Source organism: Mycobacterium branderi, assembly GCF_010728725.1.
Classification (GTDB): Bacteria; Actinomycetota; Actinomycetes; order Mycobacteriales; family Mycobacteriaceae; genus Mycobacterium; species Mycobacterium branderi.
Map to the genome: position 1 here is coordinate 4,191,207 of NZ_AP022606.1, position 21,061 is coordinate 4,212,267.

General features: G+C 65.4%; 16 protein-coding genes and 3 rRNA genes. 3 read left to right on the plus strand and 16 right to left on the minus strand.

Going from position 1 to position 21,061, the window contains the following annotated elements:
- Positions 1 to 112 precede the first annotated feature (112 nt).
- Positions 113 to 868: an O-methyltransferase gene (locus tag G6N47_RS20250; protein ID WP_083134145.1), complete on the plus strand. Its 756-nt coding sequence runs from the start codon at positions 113 to 115 to the stop codon at positions 866 to 868.
- On the opposite strand, the gene xerD is transcribed toward G6N47_RS20250, so the two are convergent.
- From xerD to G6N47_RS20325, 16 genes are all read right to left on the minus strand, one after another.
- A complete protein-coding gene (xerD, locus tag G6N47_RS20255) occupies positions 869 to 1,816 on the minus strand; it encodes a site-specific tyrosine recombinase XerD (protein WP_083134144.1) in 948 nt (315 codons plus the stop codon). It lies immediately after the preceding gene.
- The gene (locus G6N47_RS20260) at positions 1,813 to 2,436 is read right to left on the minus strand and encodes an NUDIX domain-containing protein (protein ID WP_083134143.1); all 624 of its coding nucleotides are present in this window, start codon (positions 2,434 to 2,436) and stop codon (positions 1,813 to 1,815) included. Before G6N47_RS20260 ends, xerD begins: the two co-directional genes overlap by 4 nt.
- Positions 2,429 to 4,180 carry a CTP synthase gene (locus G6N47_RS20265; protein ID WP_083134142.1) on the minus strand — a complete coding sequence of 584 codons (1,752 nt, stop codon included), beginning with the start codon at positions 4,178 to 4,180 and terminating at the stop codon, positions 2,429 to 2,431. Before G6N47_RS20265 ends, G6N47_RS20260 begins: the two co-directional genes overlap by 8 nt.
- Positions 4,181 to 4,283: 103 nt before the next feature.
- Positions 4,284 to 5,225 carry a copper transporter gene (locus tag G6N47_RS20270; RefSeq protein ID WP_083134141.1) on the minus strand — a complete coding sequence of 314 codons (942 nt, stop codon included), beginning with the start codon at positions 5,223 to 5,225 and terminating at the stop codon, positions 4,284 to 4,286.
- 4 nt (positions 5,226 to 5,229) lie between these two features.
- A complete protein-coding gene (gene steA, locus G6N47_RS20275; protein ID WP_083134140.1) occupies positions 5,230 to 6,411 on the minus strand; it encodes a putative cytokinetic ring protein SteA in 1,182 nt (393 codons plus the stop codon).
- Positions 6,412 to 6,513: 102 nt separating this feature from the next.
- Positions 6,514 to 8,286: a DNA repair protein RecN gene (gene recN, locus G6N47_RS20280; protein ID WP_083134139.1), complete on the minus strand. Its 1,773-nt coding sequence runs from the start codon at positions 8,284 to 8,286 to the stop codon at positions 6,514 to 6,516.
- 2 nt (positions 8,287 to 8,288) lie between these two features.
- Positions 8,289 to 9,212 carry an NAD kinase gene (locus G6N47_RS20285; RefSeq protein WP_083134138.1) on the minus strand — a complete coding sequence of 308 codons (924 nt, stop codon included), beginning with the start codon at positions 9,210 to 9,212 and terminating at the stop codon, positions 8,289 to 8,291.
- A complete protein-coding gene (locus G6N47_RS20290; protein ID WP_083134137.1) occupies positions 9,209 to 10,012 on the minus strand; it encodes a TlyA family RNA methyltransferase in 804 nt (267 codons plus the stop codon). The genes G6N47_RS20285 and G6N47_RS20290 overlap by 4 nt, the downstream gene beginning before the upstream one ends.
- A 7-nt stretch (positions 10,013 to 10,019) precedes the next feature.
- The gene (locus G6N47_RS29220) at positions 10,020 to 10,196 is read right to left on the minus strand and encodes a hypothetical protein (protein ID WP_169717279.1); all 177 of its coding nucleotides are present in this window, start codon (positions 10,194 to 10,196) and stop codon (positions 10,020 to 10,022) included.
- 22 nt (positions 10,197 to 10,218) lie between these two features.
- Positions 10,219 to 11,223: an HAD-IIA family hydrolase gene (locus G6N47_RS20295; RefSeq protein ID WP_083134197.1), complete on the minus strand. Its 1,005-nt coding sequence runs from the start codon at positions 11,221 to 11,223 to the stop codon at positions 10,219 to 10,221.
- 1 nt (position 11,224) lies between these two features.
- A complete protein-coding gene (locus tag G6N47_RS20300) occupies positions 11,225 to 11,860 on the minus strand; it encodes a hypothetical protein (RefSeq protein WP_083134198.1) in 636 nt (211 codons plus the stop codon).
- 270 nt (positions 11,861 to 12,130) lie between these two features.
- Positions 12,131 to 12,245, minus strand: a 5S ribosomal RNA gene (rrf, locus tag G6N47_RS20305).
- Positions 12,246 to 12,318: 73 nt separating this feature from the next.
- A 23S ribosomal RNA gene (locus tag G6N47_RS20310) occupies positions 12,319 to 15,439 on the minus strand.
- A 253-nt stretch (positions 15,440 to 15,692) separates the two neighbouring features.
- A 16S ribosomal RNA gene (locus G6N47_RS20315) occupies positions 15,693 to 17,228 on the minus strand.
- The 16S, 23S and 5S rRNA genes sit together here, the layout of an rRNA operon.
- 350 nt (positions 17,229 to 17,578) lie before the next feature.
- Positions 17,579 to 18,850, minus strand: a complete 1,272-nt coding sequence (gene tyrS / locus G6N47_RS20320; protein WP_083132811.1) for a tyrosine--tRNA ligase — start codon at positions 18,848 to 18,850, stop codon at positions 17,579 to 17,581.
- Positions 18,851 to 18,873: 23 nt separating this feature from the next.
- Positions 18,874 to 19,485, minus strand: a complete 612-nt coding sequence (locus tag G6N47_RS20325) for a DNA-3-methyladenine glycosylase (protein WP_139799597.1) — start codon at positions 19,483 to 19,485, stop codon at positions 18,874 to 18,876.
- 56 nt (positions 19,486 to 19,541) lie between these two features.
- Between G6N47_RS20325 and G6N47_RS20330 the strand changes: the two genes are divergently transcribed.
- On the plus strand, positions 19,542 to 20,306 hold the full coding sequence (locus tag G6N47_RS20330) for an ABC transporter ATP-binding protein (protein ID WP_083132813.1): 765 nt from the start codon (positions 19,542 to 19,544) through the stop codon (positions 20,304 to 20,306).
- Positions 20,307 to 20,308: 2 nt separating this feature from the next.
- Positions 20,309 to 21,058 carry an ABC transporter permease gene (locus tag G6N47_RS20335; protein ID WP_232080372.1) on the plus strand — a complete coding sequence of 250 codons (750 nt, stop codon included), beginning with the start codon at positions 20,309 to 20,311 and terminating at the stop codon, positions 21,056 to 21,058.
- The last annotated feature ends 3 nt before the right edge of the window (positions 21,059 to 21,061 follow it).

The following is a 21,061-nucleotide window of genomic DNA, read 5'->3' on the forward strand; positions in this document are numbered from 1 at the left end:
GTTCGGGTAGTGGCGGACATCGCAGGAAAGTGTAGCGGTTTTGCGGGTTTGCGCCGGAAGACCCGCAGGCAAGGTAACCAGCGAATTCACGCGACGACTAGCGTGGTGTCTCATGGGCCTCAAACAACGCATTCCGTTACTGCGGTGGTCGGTCTGGCGGATGGCGACCGGTGCCCGCAACATCACCACGACCGGCCAGATCGGCGACGGGCGTGAGGCTGCGGCCGTCGCCTACGTGCTGGACAACGCCCGTGCCGGGGACATCGACGACGTGCTGGCCACCATCGACCGGTTTGCCTACGAGAAGTCGCTGCTGATCAACGTCGGCGACGAGAAGGGCAAGCTGCTCGACGCCGCCGTCCGGCGAGCCGACCCGAAGCTGGCGCTGGAGCTGGGCACCTACTGCGGCTACGGCGCGCTGCGGATCGCCCGCGCTGCTCCGACCGCCAAGGTGTACTCCGTCGAGCTCGCCGAAGCCAACGCCGTCAACGCCCGGCAGATCTGGGCGCATGCCGGCGTCGCCGACCGGGTGACGTGCGTGGTGGGCACGCTCGGCGACGGCGGGCGCACGCTGGAGGCGCTGGCCGCCGAGCACGGGTTTACCGCGGGCGCGGTGGACTTTCTGTTCCTCGACCACGACAAGGACGCCTACCTGACTGACCTGCAGAGCATCCTCGACCGCGGCTGGCTGCATCCCGGTTCGATCGTGGTCGCCGACAACGTCAAAGTGCCCGGCGCGCCGCGCTACCGCGAGTACATGCGCCGCCAGCAGGGCACGCTATGGAACACCGTCGAGCACAAGGCGCACCTGGAGTACCAGAGCTTGGTCTCGGATCTGGTGTTGGAGTCGGAATACCTGGGCAGCTAGCTACCGCGCCCGCGGGTGGGCGCCGGCCCAGACTTCGCGCAGTGCGTGCACGGTGACCAGCGTGTAGATCTGCGTCGTCGTCACCGAGGCGTGGCCCAGCAACTCCTGCACCACACGCACGTCGGCGCCGCCGTCGAGCAGATGGGTGGCGAACGAGTGCCGCAGCGTGTGCGGCGACACCCCCGAGGTGATGCCGGCACGCTCGGCGGCGTCCTGCAGCACCTGCCACGCGCTTTGCCGCGACAACCGGCCGCCGCGGGCATTGAGGAAGATGGCGGGCGTGCCGCGCCCGCGGCGCGCCAGATCCGGCCGGCCCCGCACCAGGTAGGCGTCCAGCGCCTGCACGGCCGGGCGGCCCACCGGCACCAGCCGCTGCTTGCCGCCCTTGCCGCGCAGCAGCACCGAGCGGTCGTGGGTGTCGACGTCGTCGACGTCGAGTCCGACCGCTTCGGAAATCCGCGCGCCTGTCGAGTACAGCAGTTCCAGCAGCGCCCGGTTGCGCAGAGTCAGCGGCCCGTCCGACGGTCCGTCGCCGCCCGCGCCGTCCAGCAGCGCCGAAACCTCTTCGACGGACAGGCTTTTCGGCAGCCGGCGCCCCGGCGTCGGCGGCTTGACGGCGCGCGCCACATCCAGTTCGGCCAGTCCTTCCGCCGCGGCGAACCGATGCAGGCCGCGCACCGCGATGAGCGTCCGCGCCGCCGACACGGCTGACAGCGGCGCGACGCCCGCTTCCGGGTTTCCCTGCCGCAGCGCCACCAGGAAATCGCTGACGTCGTCCTCGGTGACCTTGGCCAAATCGTCGATGCCGCGCTGCCCCAGGTGCTCGGAGTAGCGGCGTAAGTCGCGACGGTACGAGCTCAACGTGTTGGCCGCCACGCCCCGCTCGATCGTCAGATGGTCGAGGTAACCCTGCAGCTGCGACTCCAGCGGCGGCGCCAACGTGGTCATCGCGCGGCCTGCCGTTTGGCGAAGGCCGTCGGCCTATCGATCCACGGCGCGTCCACCGGCCGCGGCTCCGCGACGCCACGGCGCACCGCGTGCGCGGCCAAAATCCCGGAAACTGCAAGGGAATTGACGATCTCACCGCTGAACACCTGACGGACCGCCTCGTCGAGGGCAAACCAGTGCAACGTCATGTCGGCTTCTTCGTCGTGCGCCTCGGGCCGGTCCACTTGTGTGAGCCCGGTGGCCAGATAGACCCGCACCGACTCGTCGCTGAATCCGGGCGTGGAATCCAGATCGACCAGCACCTGCCATGTCTTAGCCTGAAGGCCCGCCTCTTCGCGCAGTTCGCGAGCAGCGGTCAGATGTGCTGCCTCACCGTCGACATCGAGCAGGCCGGCCGGCAGCTCCCACAGCCGCCTGCCGAACGGGTGACGGTACTGGTACACCAGTGGGAGGTTGCCCTCGTCATCGAGCGCGACGACGGCAACCGCGCCATAGTGCTCGACGACCTCGCGGGTGACCGTTTTGCCCCCGGGCATCCGGACATGGTCGGTGCGAAGCGCGAAAATCTTTCCGGTGTGCAGTGTTTCGGACGACGTGGTCTCGAAAACGTGCTCACCCACGGGTCACGGGTTCGGCTAGTGGGGCGCTGACGCCGTCGCGGTGTTCGTTGCCGTTGGCCCGGTGCTCGGGAATCTCCACCGGCAGCCGCTCGGCCGCCTTGTAGTCCAGCGCCGCCCCCACGAAAGCGACGAACAGCGGGTGCGGGCGGGTGGGCCGGCTCTTCAGTTCGGGATGCGCTTGGGTTCCGACGACGAACGGGTGTATCTCGGCGGGATATTCGACGAACTCCACCAGATGACCGTCGGGTGACGTGCCGGAAAACCTCAGCCCGCTTTCGGCGATCTTCTCGCGGTAGGCGTTGTTGACTTCGTAGCGGTGCCGGTGTCGCTCGCTCACCTGTGTCGACTGATATGCCTGCGCGACAATGGAATCCGGCTCCAGCACCGCCGGGTAGGAGCCGAGCCGCATGGTGCCGCCGAGATCCGCCTCGCCCGCGACAATGTCCTGCTGATCGGCCATCGTGGAGATGACGGGATCCGGCGTGGCCGGGTCGAACTCCGCAGAATTGGCCTGGCTCAGGCCGACAGAACGAGCAGCTTCGATCACGATGCACTGCAAGCCAAGACACAGTCCCAGTACCGGCAGCCCACGCGACCGCGCGTAACTGATGGCGCCGATCTTGCCCTCGATGCCGCGGATCCCGAACCCGCCGGGGATCAGTACGCCGTCCACGTCGCCCAATGCGGCCGCCGCACCGCTCGTGGTTTCGCAGTCATCGGACGCTACCCAGCGCATCTCGACCCGCGCGTGATGCTTGAACCCGCCGGCGCGCAGCGCTTCGCTGACCGACAGGTACGCATCGGAAAGGTCAATGTACTTGCCCACCAAGGCGATTCGCACCGTCTCCTGCGGCTCGTGCACCCGGCGCAACAGGTCGTCCCATTCGGTCCAGTCGACGTCGCGGAACGGCAGGTTGAGCCGGCGCACCACGTACGCGTCGAGCTCCTCGCGGTGCAGCACCTTGGGGATGTCGTAGATGGAGGGCGCGTCGGGAGTGGAGATGACGCCGTCGATGTCGACGTCACACATCAGCGCGATCTTGTTCTTCAGCGGTTCGGGAACGTCGCGGTCACAGCGAAGGATCAACGCATCGGGTGTGATACCGATGCTGCGCAGCGCCGCCACCGAGTGCTGGGTCGGTTTGGTTTTCAATTCGCCCGACGGCGCCAGGTAGGGCACCAAAGACACGTGCAGGAAAAAGACGTTCTCCCGGCCGAGATCATGGCGCACCTGGCGTGCCGCCTCCAGGAATGGCTGAGACTCGATATCGCCTACCGTGCCGCCGATTTCGGTGATCACGACGTCCGGGCGGTTGCCGTCGGCGTCCGGCTCGGCCATCGCCAGGATCCGCCGCTTGATCTCGTCGGTGATGTGAGGAATCACTTGGACGGTGTCGCCCAGGTATTCGCCCCGGCGTTCTTTGGCGATCACCGACGAATACACCTGTCCGGTAGTGACATTCGCCGAACCGGACAGGTCGCGGTCGAGGAACCGCTCGTAGTGGCCGACGTCGAGGTCGGTCTCGGCGCCGTCCTCGGTGACGAAAACCTCGCCGTGCTGGAAGGGGTTCATCGTGCCCGGGTCGACGTTGAGGTACGGGTCGAGCTTTTGCATGGTCACCTGCAACCCGCGCGCGGTCAACAGCTGCCCGAGGCTGCTGGCGGTCAGCCCTTTGCCCAGCGAGGAAACGACGCCGCCGCTGACGAAGAGGTGCTTGGTGGCGGTTTGCGGATGCTTACGCAAAAGAGCAACCTCCGTGAAGACGGCGCAGGGTTGGCTTCCGACCCACGGAACCCCACCCTAACACTGACCCCGCGGGCCGGTCGCTGACACGCCCGGCCGAGAACTACTGCGCGACGGTGAGGGCCCCGGCGCCGTGACCGATGCCGTACTGGCCGGTGTGTCCGCCGTTGACCAGGTCGGCCAGCCCCAGGATGGCGGTGATTCGCCCGGGTTCGGCGTCCACGTCGTCGACGGTGCTGATCGCCGAGGCGACGCCGGCGTCGGCGCGGGCCACCGCCACCGCGGCCGTTCCGACCGACGACCCGTCGCGCCCGGCCAGCACCACGCCCGAACCGTGCGGGGCCAGCGCCGCGGCGAACCGTGCCACGGTGGCGCCCTGGTTGCCGGCGTCGTCGCCGAGGCCACCGCCGGTGATCACCAGCGCGGCGTTGGATGCCCCGATGTGCTGGTCGCGGTAGGCGATAAATCCGGTGTCGCGCAGCGCCGCCAGCACGGTGTCGCGCTGGGTGTCGTCGACGGGCGGAACCGCCGGATCCCGGTTGAGCAGCAAGGCGATACCCAGCAGGTCGCCGGCCTGCGAGCCCTGGTCCACCAGCCTGGTACTCAACTGGGCGCCCGCCGGCACGATCGACGAGTTCACCACCGACCGCAGTTTCTCCGCTGAGTTGGCGTCGACGAACTCCTGTGTCAGCGACACCGTGCCGGTGACCGCGCCCCCGGCCTGACCGATGACCTTCGACAGCGCGTCGACGTCGTCGTCGTGTGCGTCGGGGGTGCGGAAGACGACGACGGATTTGCCGCTCAGCGCGTCGTGAACAATCCGTCCCGCCATCTGTGCGTCGAAAGCGTTTGCCGCGGTGAGCTTTTCATTCAAGACGTTCTTCTGGTCGTTCAGCGAGTCAATCTGGGAGTGCAGATCCCGCTTCTCCTCGCGCAGTCCCGACAGCAGCGTGTCCGACAGCACGCCCGAGCCCAGGACGACTCCGACCGCCAGCGCAAGGAACACCGCGGCCAGCGAAATCGCATGCTGCCGTAGGGAAATCACTGTTCTAGCGGACCCAGCCCTGGACCCAGAGCGAGAATCGGTTCCAATACTCGACCACCCAGTGCATCACGAGGGCATCAGTACGTGAGACCCACAGCATGATGCTGACCGCGATCAGCATCGCCAGCACCAGGAATGCGATGGCACCGGCCGAAATCCGGTTGCGGTACAAGGTGGCAACGGCCTTGGCGTCCACCAGCTTTTCTCCTACCCGCAGCCGGGTCAAAAACGTCGACGGGTTGCTCTGCTGGCGGGTCCGGTCGAAGAAAGTCTCGATATTGGCGGTATGCCCCGCGGTCACCAGCAACGCAGCACCGTGATGGTCGGCCAAGAGCAGCGCCAGGTCCATGGGGGAACCGGCAGCCGGGAACGTCATTGCGCCGACACCGAGGTCCTGGATGCGCTCCAGGCCGGGCGCGTGGCCGTCGGCGTCGGCCGGCAACACCACCTGCGCGCCACATTTGAGAACGTCGACGCTCATTTGGCTCGGGTCGCCGACGATGATCTGTGGGCGATAACCCGCCTTGCGCACCACGTCGGCGCCGGTGCCGACGCCGATCAGCACGGGTTGGTATTCCTTGATGAACGGCTTGAGGCGCTTGAGGTCCTCCTCGGCGTGCGGCTCGTCGCCGACTAACACGACGTGCCGGCGGCGCAGGTCGACGTCGACGTCGGGGATGCCGATTCCGTCGATCAGCAGCGGGCTTTCACTACGGATGAACTCAATCGTGTTGCCCGCGAAAGCTTCCAGGTGTGCCACCAACCCGCTCTTGGCCTCCTGCATCAGGTCGGCGATCTCGTGGTCGGTGCGCTCCGTGCCCCGGACCAGCCGCCGATCGCCGGAGTAAACCCCGCCGTTGTACAGCCGGATCTTCGCGCCGTCCTTGACCTTCTTGAAGACCTCGGGTCCCGTCTCGTCGATCAGCGTGACACCGTTTGCCACCAACACCTCTGGACCCTGATTGGGGTAGCGCCCCGACACCGAGGGGGACGCGTTGACGACGGCCGCGATCTCGGCGTCGACGAGCGCGTCGGCGGTGATCCGGTCCAGATCCAACACGTCGAGCACCACGATGTCGCCGGGGCATACGCGTCGCAGCAGCCGGTCGATGTCGCGGTCGACTCGGGCGGTGCCGACGACACCCGGCCGCTCGGTGTTACGGGACAAAAGCGCTGACATCTTCATGCGGCGATTCTGTCGGTGAAGGCGTGACCAAGCGTGGAGGCGCGCCGTAACAGGAGCCTCAGAAGTTGTATCTTGTCACAGCTGTCACAGCATGAGAACTGTTCAGGTTGCGATCCGGTCACATTGCGCGGCGTCGAGCAGTTCGCGGGCGTGGGCGCGCCCGCTGTCGGACTCACCGAGCCCGGCCAGCATCCTGGCCAGTTCGGCCACCCGCTCGTCGCCGTCGAGGCGCCGTACGCCGCTGGCGCCGTCCCGCCCGGTGCTGTCCACCATCAGGTGCACGTCGGCGTAGGCGGCCACCTGCGGCAAATGCGTCACGACGATCACCTGCTGGCTGCGGGCCAACCGCGCCAGCCGGCGACCGATCTGCACCGCCGCCCGGCCACCGACGCCGGCGTCGACCTCGTCGAACACCATCGTGGTGCCCGCGGTCTGTTTTCGCGATGTCGCCAGCACAACCTCCAAGGCCAGCATCACCCGGGACAGCTCGCCGCCGGACGCGCTTTTGGACAACGGCAGCACCGTCATGCCGCGGTGTGCGGCGAAGCCGAACTCGACCTGGTCGGTGCCGTCCCCGCCGGCATGCACGCGCGCTCCCGAGGAGAGCGTCAGCGCCGCGGGGTCGTCGTCACCGGCGGACAGGGTTGTCACGGTGATCGTGAACTCGGCGTCGCCCATCGCCAGGCCCGACAGTTCGGCGGTGACCGCTTTGGCCAGTCGCTTGGCCGCTTGGCCGCGAGCCTTGCTGAGATCGGCTGCGGCGTCGGCTAATTGGACCGCCAATTCATCGACGCGGCGCTGCAGTCCGGTCAACGCCTCTTCGGAAACGTCCAAGTGGGCCAGCCGCTCTCGCGATTCGCGGGCCCACGCCAGCACCCCGTCGATATCGGCGGCGTATTTGCGGGTCAGCGTGCGCAACTCGGCCTGTCGGGCGAGCTTGGTGTCCAATGCGCTGGCATCGGCGGGCAGCGCATCCAGGTATGCGCCCAGCTCGCGAGCCGCATCGGAGACCACCGTCAGCGCCTCCTCGAGTTGAGCGGCCAGCTCGTGCAGCGTCGTGTCGTCGGTCGACTCCAAGGCCGCCTTGGCCCGGGCCAGGCAGTCGGACGCCGAGGCGGGCCCGGATTCCGCGGTGTCCTCGGCCGCTCCCGACAACGCCGCACGGGCGCCGGCGGCCGCCTCACGCAACGCATCCAGTTCGGAGAGCCGGCGAATGTCGTCGATCAGCGCGTCGTCCTCACCGGGCGCCGGGTCCACCGTGTCGATCTCGTGCAGAGCGAATTTCAGCCGATCGGCCTCCTGCGCCAATTCGCGCGCCCGGTCGGTGCGGTCGATGAGGTCGCGCCGCGCCGACAGCCACGCGTCGCGCAGTTTGCGGTATCGCTCCAGCCGCGCACCGACGTCTGCGAACCGGTCGAGCGCAGCGCGCTGCTCGTCGGGCCGCATCAGGCGCAGCTGATCGTTTTGCCCATGCAGGGTAAGCAATTCCGCCGTGAAACCGCTCAGCGACTTGGCCGGCACGCTGCGGCCGCCGAGGTAGGCGCGTGACGGCCCGTCGCGGCTGACCGAACGCAGCGCGATCACGCTGCCGTCCTCGTCGCGCTCCGCCCCGGCTGCGTCGAGAATCTCGTCGATGCGTGACGCCGCGGCCTCGTCGAGATCGACTGTGCTGAAACGACCTTCGACGACGGCCCGGCCGGCCCCGGAACGCACCCGGGTCGCGTCGGCGCGTGCGCCGCCCAGCAAGTGCAGCCCGGTGACCACCATGGTCTTTCCGGTGCCCGTTTCGCCGGTCAGCACCGTCAGGCCGCGGTCGAACTCGGCCGTCGCGACGCTGATGGCGCCGAGCGACTCGATCCGTATTTCGGTCAGCACGGTTATTGCCCGCGCCAGCCGGTGACCGGCAGCCGGAACTTTCGCACCAAACGGTCGGTGAACGGCGCACTGTCCAACCGCGCCCATTTCACCGCCGTCTCACATCTCGTCACCTCGAGCCGTCCGCCCGCGGGCACCAACATTTCGCGGCGGCCGTCGCAGAACACCAGCGCGTCGTGCCCGCCCGCCTCGACTTCGATGGCGACGGTAGCCTCCGGGCTGGTGACCATCGGCCTGGCGAACAGCGCGTGAGCGTTGTTGGGCACCACCAGGATTGCCTCCAGGTCCGGCCACAGCACCGGCCCGCCGGCGGAGAATGCGTAGGCGGTGGATCCCGTCGGCGTCGACACCAGCACCCCGTCACACCCGAACGTTGACACCGGCCGACCGTCGACCTCGACGACCACCCCGAGCACCCCGAGACGTGGGCCCTTCTCCAGGCTGGCGTCGTTGAGCGCCCATCCGCGATCGATGACCCGGCCTTCGACGCGCACCGCGACGTCCAGCGTCAGCCGCTCCTCCACCCGGTACGTGCGGGCGATGACATGCTCGAGTGCGGTGTCGATGTGCTCCGCCTCCGCTTCGGCCAAAAAGCCGATGCGGCCCAGGTTTACGCCCAACACCGGAATGCTCGCGTTGCGTGCCAGCTCGGCTGCCCGCAAGAAGGTGCCGTCGCCGCCGAGCACGATCACCAGTTCGCAGCCGTCGGCGGCGTGCGGATCGGCGTCGACCACATCGATGTCGACGCCCAACGCCCGCATGTCGTCGGGCGCCAGGTGCAGCGATCCCCGGTCGACCGCTTCGGCCGACAGCATGCGCAGCCCAATACCGTTGTCGCCCAGCACTTTCTCGACGCGACGTGCAGTCTCGGTGGCCTCCTCGCGGCCGGTGTGCACCACCAGCAGGACCGTGCGTTCCTTGGTCATTGCGGACCTTCGTTCACAGCACTGCGGACGGCCTGCACCAATGCGTCACCGCACAAGCCTTGATCGGTGCGCAGCCACAGGAAGTATTCGACGTTGCCCGACGGACCCGGTAGCGGGCTGGCGGTGACGCCGACGGTGTGCCAGCCCAGGTTTTCGGCGCTTCGCGCCACACAGAGCACGGCGTCGGCGCGCAGTACGGGATCGCGCACCACACCGCCGGCGCCCACCTGGCCTTTGCCCACCTCGAACTGCGGCTTCACCATGGGAACGATATCGGCGTCGGACGACGCGCATTCAGCCAGCGCAGGCAACACGGTGGTCAGCGAGATGAACGACAGGTCAGCCACTATCACCTCGACCGGGCCGCCGATACTCGACGGCGACAAATCCCGGACATTGGTTCGCTCGACGACGACGACCCGTGGATCCGAGCGCAGCGACCACGCCAGCTGACCGTAGCCGACATCGACGGCGATCACTTCACAAGCTCCGCGGTCCAGCAGCACTTGAGTGAATCCACCGGTTGACGCGCCGGCGTCCAGACAGCGACGGCCTTCGACGCTGATGCCGAAGATGTCGAGTGCGCCGATGAGCTTGTGGGCGCCACGCGACACCCAGCTGTGGTCTGCATCGCCGGCGACGCGCAGGGTCGCGGTGACCGCGACCGCGGTGGCGGGTTTGACCGCCGGCATGCCGTCGATGCTCACCTTGCCGGCGCCGATCAGTTCGGCGGCCTGCTGGCGAGATCGCGCCAGCCCGCGCCGAACCAGTTCGACGTCAACACGGGCACGCCGTGGCACCGCGCACTCAGCCCTTCTCCGCCATCTCCAGGGCGCGCACCAGCGTGTCGTGTGCCGCGGAAAGCCGCCGCGCTATGTCCTCGAGTTTGGCCTCGTCAAGCTCGTTCTCGCCGTCGGCAAGCTCGGGCAGTTCGGCGAGCACAGCGTCGATCTGGGCGCGAATCTGATCAGGTTCCGTAGTCATTGCGCTCCTAACGCTAGCCGATTTACACCAGAGACCAGCGCTGCAGGGCGTCGCGGGCCGCGTCGTCACCGGGCTCGACAGTGACGGGACCATCGCCGGCGGGCGCTTGCCACACCGCGCTGGCGACGGCGCGAACCACCGACAGGCCGTCGCTGTCCTCGTCGTCTCCGCGGGTGGTGACTCTCACCGTTCCGTCGCGGAACTCGACATGCCAGGCTCGCTGCGGCGCAACCTCAAGCATGTCGGTGTCCTGGTGCAGGGAGCGCAGATCGTGTCCGATATGAGTGGGCCGTTGTGCCGGTATGGCGTGCACCGCATCACGCGCGGAGTTGACCCCGGTGAGCACCATGATGCTGGGCAGCCCCGCCGCATTGGCGCCGGCGATATCCGTGTCCAACCGGTCGCCGACCACCAGCGGTGCGCGAAAGTCGCCGCGCGCCAACGCATCCTTGATCAAGGCGGGCGACGGTTTGCCGGCTATTTGCGGTTCGGCGTCGGTAGCGGTTTTCAGCGCGGCCACCATAGACCCGTTGCCGGGCAGCAGTCCGCGCTCCGACGGCAGGGTGGGATCGACGTTCGCCGCCACCCACAGCGCCCCGGCCCTGATGGCCAATGCGGCCTCGGCCAGGTCGGTCCAACAGGTTTGCGGCGAATGGCCTTGCACGACGGCGTCGGGTTTGTCCTGCGAGAGCCGCACCGGCCGCAAGCCGACCGCGGCGATCTCGTTGGCCAGCGACTCGGTGCCGACGATCAGCACCCGCGAGTCGGGGGACAGCTGGCCGGCGAGCACATGGGCGGCGGTCTGCGCGCTGGTGACGACGGCGTCGCCGGTGGCGTCCAGGCCCAGGTCGCGCAGATGGGCCGCCACCTCGTCCGCGCTACGGGAGGCATTGTTGGTGATGAACAGCTTGCGGCCGGGCGCCTTGTCCAGCGACTCCGCCGCGCCCTCGGTGAGTTGGTGACCGCGAAACACCGTGCCGTCGAGATCCAGAAGCAGGCAATCATATTCCTGCGCAAGCGTTCCCACGTCAGCCGAGCTCACTCACGCGGTCTTCGGCGTCGGTGACGCCGTCGATATCGGCGGCGGCGGCGCGCAGGAACCACTGCAGCGCCTCGTCGCCGCGGTCGAGGGCCAGCAGTGTGTCGGCGTAGGCGTAGAACAGCCGAGCGGCGGTCGTCCCGGTACGCGCGGGATCGAGCTGCGGGGTGGATAGCACCATCAGCGCCTGTTCGAGCTGGCCGAGGTCCGCGCGGGCGCCGGCCGCGACGATGCGCATTTCGTCGGCGTCATCGCCGGACAGCTGCGCCGCTTCGGGGCCGCGCGCCAACTCGACGGCGCGCTCGGGCCGGCCGAGACCGCGTTCGCAGTCGGCGATCAGCGGAAGCAGCGGCGACTTGCTGCCCATCCGGCGGGCGGCTCGCAGCTCGGCCAGGGCTTGCGCCCAGTCGCCGCAGTGGTAAGCGGCGATCCCGACGGCTTCCCGGACCGCGGCGATGCGGCCGGACCGGGCGCGGGCCGCCCGTGCATGCTCCAGCGCGGCGTGCGGGTCCTCGTCGAGCAGCTCGCCCGCGGCGACTAAATGGCGGGCCACCGCATCGGCGGTGGCGCGGTCCAAAGTGCTGAGCTCACGCCGGATTTCGGGCGCGAGTTGGCGCGGCTCGATGTCGGATGGGACCGGCGGCGTGGCGCGCGTGTCGTCTTTGCGCGGAGGTTGCGGCTGGGCTCTGCGCGCGCGACCCGGACCCGAACGGGGCCCACGCCGCGGCGCCCGTTCCTCCCTGCCGTTAGGCGTGTCCACTCGTGCCATTCACCTCCGGTTGCGTCCCCGCGCTAAAGGATACGGGTACATTCAACGGCGCCATAATTAAGCACCGAAGAAGCGCAATTTCTGCGAATTGAAAAAGGGCACCTTGTGGGTGCCCTTTTTGTGGGTGTTCGGCGGTGTCCTACTTTTCCACCCGGGGTGGGTAGTATCATCGGCGCTGGCAGGCTTAGCTTCCGGGTTCGGGATGGGGCCGGGCGTTTCCCTGCCGCTATGGACCGCCGTAACTTTATTGAATTCTATTCTAGTTTAGTTGTTGGTGGTGGGGTGGGGTTGTGGGGGTTGTGGTGTGGTTGCGTGTGGGTAAGTTTTCGGCCGGTTAGTGCCAGTTCCCTGCGCCCGTTGCCGGGTGTGTAGGTCTGGTCTATTGATCCCGTGGTCTGCGGGGGGCCTTATCCCTCCTAGAGGGTGAGAAGCCTGGTCTTGGAGAAGGTTTCCCGCTTAGATGCTTTCAGCGGTTATCCTGGCCGAACGTGGCTATCCAGCGGTGCCCCTGGCGGGACAACTGGTGCACCAGAGGTTCGTCCGTCCCGGTCCTCTCGTACTAGGGACAGGTTTCCTCAAGCTTCTGACGCGCGCGGCGGATAGAGACCGAACTGTCTCACGACGTTCTAAACCCAGCTCGCGTGCCGCTTTAATGGGCGAACAGCCCAACCCTTGGGACCTGCTCCAGCCCCAGGATGCGACGAGCCGACATCGAGGTGCCAAACCATCCCGTCGATATGGACTCTTGGGGAAGATCAGCCTGTTATCCCCGGGGTACCTTTTATCCGTTGAGCGACACCCCTTCCACTCGGGGGTGCCGGATCACTAGTCCCGACTTTCGTCCCTGCTTGACATGTCCGTCTTGCAGTCAAGCTCCCTTGTGCACTTGCACTCGCCACCTGATTGCCGTCCAGGTTGAGGGAACCTTTGGGCGCCTCCGTTACATTTTAGGAGGCAACCGCCCCAGTTAAACTACCCGCCAGGCACTGTCCCTGAACCCGGTTCAGGGTTCGAGGTTAGATGTCCAATACGATCAGAGTGGTATTTCAACAACGACTCCACCAAAACTGGCGTTCTGGTTTCACAGTCTCCCACCTATCCTACACAAACCGCATCGAACATCAATACCAAGTTGTAGTGAAGGTCCCGGGGTCTTTTCGTCCTGCCGCGCGTAACGAGCATCTTTACTCGTAGTGCAATTTCGCCGAGTCTATGGTTGAGACAGTTGAGAAGTCGTTACGCCATTCGTGCAGGTCGGAACTTACCCGACAAGGAATTTCGCTACCTTAGGATGGTTATAGTTACCACCGCCGTTTACTGGGGCTTAAATTCTCAGCTTCACCGAATTACTTCGGTTAACCGGTCCTCTTAACCTTCCAGCACCGGGCAGGCGTCAGTCCGTATACCTCGTCTTGCGACTTCGCACGGACCTGTGTTTTTAGTAAACAGTCGCTTCTCACTGGTTTGTGCCACCCCATCCCGCTCCCCCAGCAAGTGGGTTCACGGTGTTGGGGTCCCCCTTCTCCCGAAGTTACGGGGGCATTTTGCCGAGTTCCTTAACCATAGTTGACTCGTACGCCTCGGTATTCTCTACCTGACCACCTGTGTCGGTTTGGGGTACGGGCCGTGTGTGCACTCGCTAGAGGCTTTTCTCGGCAGCATAGGATCACCGAATTCACCCCAATCGGCTATGCATCACCTCTCGGACTCATGAACGACGGATTTGCCTATCGTTCGTCCTACGGGCTTGCCCCAGCACCACCATCGGCTGGTACGGCTACCTTCCTGCGTCACCCCATCGCTTACCTACTACCAGCGAAGATCCCACGCAGCAGGCACGCGTCACTGATCCGAAGATCACCGATCACGCACCGTTTGGGTGGTTAGTACCGCTGATTCGGTACGGGCGCGCACACACGGGTACGGGAATATCAACCCGTTGTCCATCGACTACGCCTGTCGGCCTCGCCTTAGGTCCCGACTCACCCTGGGCGGACTGGCCTGGCCCAGGAACCCTTGGTCTTCCGGCGGGCAAGGTTCTCACTTGCCTTATCGCTACTCATGCCTGCATTCTCACTCCCCACACCTCCACCACTAGGTCACCCTGTGGCTTCGCTGGTGAGGGGACGCTCCCCTACCCAACAACCCCGAAGGGCCGTTGCCGCGGCTTCGGCGGTGTGCTTGAGCCCCGCTACATTATCGGCGCACAATCACTTGACCAGTGAGCTATTACGCACTCTTTCAAGGATGGCTGCTTCTAAGCCAACCTCCTGGTTGTCTTTGCGACTGCACATCCTTTCCCACTTAGCACACGCTTAGGGGCCTTAGCCGGCGATCTGGGCTGTTTCCCTTTCGACGCACGGAGCTTATCCCCCGCCGTCTCACTGCCACACTTCCCACTACGGCATTCGGAGTTTGGCTGACGTCAGTAACCTAGTAGGGCCCATCGGCCATCCAGTAGCTCTACCTCCGCAGTGAACCATGCAACGCTGCACCTAAATGCATTTCGGGGAGAACCAGCTATCACGGAGTTTGATTGGCCTTTCACCCCTACCCACAACTCATCCCCTCAGTCTTCAACCTAAGTGGGTTCGGGCCTCCACGCGGTCTTACCCGCGCTTCACCCTGGCCATGGGTAGATCACCCCGCTTCGGGTCCACAACACACCACTACACCCCACACACGTGGGGATACGCCCTATTCAGACTCGCTTTCGCTGCGGCTCCCCCACAACGGGTTAACCTCGCGACATGTCAGTGACTCGCAGGCTCATTCTTCAAAAGGCACGCCATCACCCCACAAAGAGGCTTTGACGGATTGTAGGCACACGGTTTCAGGTACTCTTTCACTCCCCTCCCGGGGTACTTTTCACCATTCCCTCACGGTACTAATCCGCTATCGGTCATCAGGAAGTATTCAGGCTTACCGGGTGGTCCCGGCAGATTCACAGCAGATTCCACGGGCCCGCTGCTACTCGGGAACGCTTCCACAGGAGCCATGATGTTTTCGCCTACCGGGCTCTCACCGTCTACGGCAGACCATCCCAGGCCACTTCGACTAACACCACGATTTCTCACTCCCGCCCAGGCCGGCGGACCCGAAACGAAAACGCCCCACAACACCGCACACACAACCCCCGCCGGGTATCACATGCATACGGTTTAGCCATCCTCCGCGTTCGCTCGCCACTACTAACGGAATCACACTTGTTTTCTTCTCCTACGGGTACTGAGATGTTTCACTTCCCCGCGTTCCCCCCACACGCCTATACATTCAACGTGTGGTGACACCACATCACTGGTGCCGGGTTACCCCATTCGGACATCCTCGGATCCACGCTCGGTTGACAACTCCCCGAGGCATATCGCAGCCTCCCACGTCCTTCATCGGCCCCTGATGCCAAGGCATCCACCATGCGCCCTAACACACTTACACACAAAACACTCGACAAAAACCGTCAAACAACAGCTTTTGCTTTCAGATGCTCGCAACCACTATCCACAACTCAAACACCACACCCCACCACCAAGCGAGGCGACAACACACAGGTGTTGCCTCAGGACCCAACAGTGTGCCGGCGATCTTGTTTTCAACGTTGTTGTGCACCCAGCCCCCACCCACTACAGGCGAGAACTCCTCACGGCTCGGAATGCGCCCAGTGCGCACCCCATTTCGTGGTGCTCCTTAGAAAGGAGGTGATCCAGCCGCACCTTCCGGTACGGCTACCTTGTTACGACTTCGTCCCAATCGCCGATCCCACCTTCGACCACTCCCTCCCTTGCGGGTTAGGCCATGGGCTTCGGGTGTTACCGACTTTCATGACGTGACGGGCGGTGTGTACAAGGCCCGGGAACGTATTCACCGCAGCATTGCTGATCTGCGATTACTAGCGACTCCGACTTCACGGGGTCGAGTTGCAGACCCCGATCCGAACTGAGACCGGCTTTACAAGGATTCGCTAAACCTCACGGCATCGCAGCCCTTTGTACCGGCCATTGTAGCATGTGTGAAGCCCTGGACATAAGGGGCATGATGACTTGACGTCATCCCCACCTTCCTCCGAGTTGACCCCGGCAGTCTCTCACGAGTCCCCGCCATCACGCGCTGGCAACATGAGACAAGGGTTGCGCTCGTTGCGGGACTTAACCCAACATCTCACGACACGAGCTGACGACAGCCATGCACCACCTGCACACAGACCACAAGGGAAGCACCATCTCTGATGCCGTCCTGTGCATGTCAAACCCAGGTAAGGTTCTTCGCGTTGCATCGAATTAATCCACATGCTCCGCCGCTTGTGCGGGCCCCCGTCAATTCCTTTGAGTTTTAGCCTTGCGGCCGTACTCCCCAGGCGGGGTACTTAATGCGTTAGCTACGGCACGGATCCCAAGGAAGGAAACCCACACCTAGTACCCACCGTTTACGGCGTGGACTACCAGGGTATCTAATCCTGTTCGCTCCCCACGCTTTCGCTCCTCAGCGTCAGTTACTGCCCAGAGACCCGCCTTCGCCACCGGTGTTCCTCCTGATATCTGCGCATTCCACCGCTACACCAGGAATTCCAGTCTCCCCTGCAGTACTCCAGTCTGCCCGTATCGCCCGCACGCCCCCAGTTAAGCCAGGGAATTTCACGAACAACGCGACAAACCACCTACGAGCTCTTTACGCCCAGTAATTCCGGACAACGCTCGCACCCTACGTATTACCGCGGCTGCTGGCACGTAGTTGGCCGGTGCTTCTTCTCCACCTACCGTCACCCCAACAACACGCTGAAGCTTCGTCGATGGTGAAAGAGGTTTACAACCCGAAGGCCGTCATCCCCCACGCGGCGTCGCTGCATCAGGCTTGCGCCCATTGTGCAATATTCCCCACTGCTGCCTCCCGTAGGAGTCTGGGCCGTATCTCAGTCCCAGTGTGGCCGGACACCCTCTCAGGCCGGCTACCCGTCGTCGCCTTGGTAGGCCATCACCCCACCAACAAGCTGATAGGCCGCGGGCCCATCCCACACCGCAAAAAAGCTTTCCACCACACACCATGCAGCATGTGGTCCTATCCGGTATTAGACCCAGTTTCCCAAGCTTATCCCGAAGTGCAGGGCAGATCACCCACGTGTTACTCACCCGTTCGCCACTCGAGTGTTCCCGAAAGAACCTTTCCGTTCGACTTGCATGTGTTAAGCACGCCGCCAGCGTTCGTCCTGAGCCAGGATCAAACTCTCCAAACAAAAACCATTCAGAGAAACAACCTGACAAACAAACAAAAACCACACCCCAACCACGGGGCAGTCAAGGCATGGCAAAAAACAACAACAAACAAAACCACCAAACACACTATTGAGTTCTCAAACAACACCCGCATCCCAGCGGCCGCGCAACCAGCCCGCGGCGATTGCCGCGAACTGACAGAGCGGACAGGTGGAACATCCTCGAATGCCGAGGTATTCCTCGAATGCCGAGGTATTCCTCAGGGATGCCGTCGCGTCGCGGACCCGCCGCAGCGCGACGACAACAAGTTACGCGAGGGGAAACTGAGAGTCAAATGGGCTGCTAGATCCCGAGTTTCGGCTCGCGATGGTCAGTCAACGCGCTCGACGCCGGCGATGTTCCGCTTGCCCCGGCGCAGCACCAGCCACCGCCCGTGCAGGAAGTCGGTTGGCTGTGGCGCCCAGTCCTCGTCGCCGATCTTGGTGTTGTTGACCGCCACCCCGCCCTCGGCGATCGTGCGCCGTGCGGCGCCCTTGCTCGCGCACAGGCCGCTGGCCACCAGCAGGTCGACAATCCCATCCGGCGCGCCGGGCTTCAGCTCCGCGACCGGGGTTTCCCGCAACGCGGCGGTCAGCGTGGCCTCGTCCAGGCGCGCTAGCTCGCCGCGGCCGAACAACGCCCGGCTGGCATGTTCGACGGCCTCGGTGGCCGTCTCGCCGTGCACGAGCGTGGTGAGCTCGCGGGCCAGCCGCCGTTGCGCGGCCCGCTCCTGCGGCCGGTCGACGGTCGCCTGCTCCAGCTCGGCCAGCTCGTCGGCGGACAGGAAAGTGAACCAGCGCAGGTACCGGATGACGTCGGAGTCGGCGGTGTTGACGAAGTACTGGTACCAGGCGTACGGCGTCGTCAGCTCCGGATCCAGCCACACGTTGCCGCCGCCAGTGGACTTCCCGAACTTCGTGCCGTCGGCGGAGGTCACCAGCGGGACCGTCAGCGCATGCACGCTCGCACCGAGCTTTTGGCGCACCAAGCGGACCCCGGCGACGATGTTGCCCCACTGGTCCGACCCCCCGATCTGCAGCACGCAGTTATGGCGCCGGTATAGCTCCACGTAGTCGTTGGCCTGCAAGAGCATGTAGCTGAATTCGGTGTAGGAGATGCCCTCGCCCTCGAGGCGGCGCCGGATGGTGTCGCGGTCGAGCATCACGTTGACCGAGAAGTGTTTTCCGATGTCGCGCAGAAGCTCGATCGCCGACATGCCGCTGGTCCACTCGAGGTTGTTTTCGACGATCGCGCCGGTCGGTGAATCGTCGAAGTCGACGAACCGTTCCAGCTGGCCGCGGATCCGGTCCGTCCAGTCCAAGACCGTCTCCGCGGCGTTGAGCACGCGCTCGCCGCTGTCTCGCGGATCGCCGATCAGGCCGGTGGCGCCGCCGGCGAGCACGATCGGCCGGTGCCCCGCGCGCTGGAAGCGGCGCAGCGCCAAGAGCGGCACCAGGTGTCCGGCGTGCAGGCTCGGTGCGGTGGGGTCAAACCCCGCGTAGAGGGTGATAGGTCCTTGGGCGACGGCGGCGGCCAGCGCGTCGGGGTCGGTGGACTGCGCAATCAGCCCGCGCCAGCTCAGCTCGTCGAGGATCGTGCCCATGGATAGATCTTCTCCGATCTTCGCTAATCGCTGGCCCCTGGGGCGGGTGCTCGGGGGCTGCGCCGGTAGGCCGAGACCTCCGGCCGGCCCTGCAGCCACAACCGCCATGGCCGGTCGGCCGCGACGCTGATCCCTACCCGTGGACCCGCGACCCCCGCAACGACGTCGTTGAGCTCGAGCCGCACCGGGCTGTTCGGGTCGAACAGGTCGATCCCGTTGTCGTCCATCGTGATTCCCAGCGCCGAGCACAGATTCCCCGGCCCACGGGCCAGCGCAAAGGTCCGCGCCGCGTCGCCTCGCCGCGAGCGGGCGACGTCGATGCCGCTTTGGATGGCACCGGCGCGCAGCAGGACGGCGGCCGCTGTGCCATCGGGACCGCAGGCCACGTTGGCACACACGTGAATGCCGTGGCTGCGGTAGGTGTAGAGCCGACCGGGCGGCCCGAACATCACCGCGTTGCGGCCGCTGATCCCGCGATATGAGTGCGCCGCAGCGTCCGGCCATGGGCCGTCCGGAACCCCGCCATAGGCCTCGACCTCGACGATCATCGCGCTGACGCCGCGACCGGTCAGGGTGGCGCCCAGCAGCCGCCGCGCGGCCGACAGCGGGTCGCCGGCTAGTTCGTCAGCGCTCACCGGAGAGATTCTGCCTGCCTCTTGACAGCCGACTCGGCAAGGCGGATATTCATCACATGATGACTTCATCAAGTGATGAATTGCTTGCGCGGGGCGCCGACGCGGCGGTCGACATCCGTCATCTGCGGGTGATTCGCGGGAAACGCCCTGCGCTGCATGACTTCTCGGTGCAGATCGCTCGCGGGACCATCACCGGGCTGCTGGGCCCGTCCGGCTGCGGCAAGACCACGCTCATGCGCTGCATCGTCGGTACTCAGATCGTGGCGTCGGGAAACGTCACCGTCCTGGGACACCCCGCGGGTTCGGCCCCGTTGCGGCGGCGGGTCGGCTATATGCCGCAGGACCCGACGATCTACAACGACTTGCGCGTCGTCGACAACGTTCGCTACTTCGCGTCGCTGTACGGTTTCGACGCCCACGCCGCCGACGCCGCGATCGAGCGGGTGGGGCTGACCGATCACAGCACCGCCTACTGCGGGAATCTCTCCGGTGGTCAGCGCACCCGGGCGTCGCTGGCGTGCGCGCTGGTCTGCCGGCCGGAGCTGCTCGTGCTCGACGAACCGACCGTCGGCCTGGACCCCGTACTGCGGGTGGATCTGTGGGAGCAGTTCCACGACCTCGCCCGCGGCGGGACCACGCTGCTGGTCTCCAGTCACGTCATGGACGAAGCCGACCACTGCGGTGACCTGTTGCTGATGCGCGACGGTCATTTGGTCGCCCACACCACCCCGACCCAACTACGAGAGGACACCGGATGCACGGGACTCGAGGAAGCGTTTCTGTCCATCATCAAACGCAGCACCGCGCGCCGAGCCGGCTAGGGCTGCAGGCCTACGCCGCCACCACAGCGCGGATTTTGCGGCAGTTGGCCGCCGACCGGCGCAGCGTCGCGATGATCGTGCTGGTGCCGGTTCTCGTCATCACGCTGATGTACTTCATGTTCGAGAACGCGCCGCACCGCCCCGGCACACCGTCGCCGTTCAACAACGCCTGCCTGATCCTGCTGGGGCTTTTCCCGCTGTTTTTGATGTTCATCATCACGTCGATCACGATGCAGCGGGAACGAGCATCGGGAACGCTGGAGCGGATCCTGACCACTCCGCTGCGTCGGCTCGACCTGTTGATGGCCTACGGCAGCGCGTTCTCGACTGCTGCTGCGGCGCAAGCGATTCTGGCCTGCATCGTCTCGTTCTGGTTCCTCGGCTTCGACACCGCCGGCAGCCCCGTGTGGGTGTTCGTGATCGCGATCGTCAACGCGGTGCTGGGCGTCGGGCTGGGTTTGTTGTGTAGTGCGTTCGCCCGCACGGAATTTCAGGCCGTGCAGTTCATCCCGTTGGTGATGGTGCCGCAGCTGCTGCTGGCCGGGATCATCGTCCCGCGGGCGCTGATGGCGACCTGGCTGCAGTGGATCAGCAATGTCCTGCCCGCCAGTTATGCCCTGGAGGCGCTGCAGCAGGTGGGCGCGCACCCGGAGCTGACCTGGATCGCGGTGCGCGACATCATCGTGGTGCTGGGCTTCGCGATAGCCGCACTGTGCCTGGCCGCGGCGACATTGCGCCGCCGGACCCCGTAATCC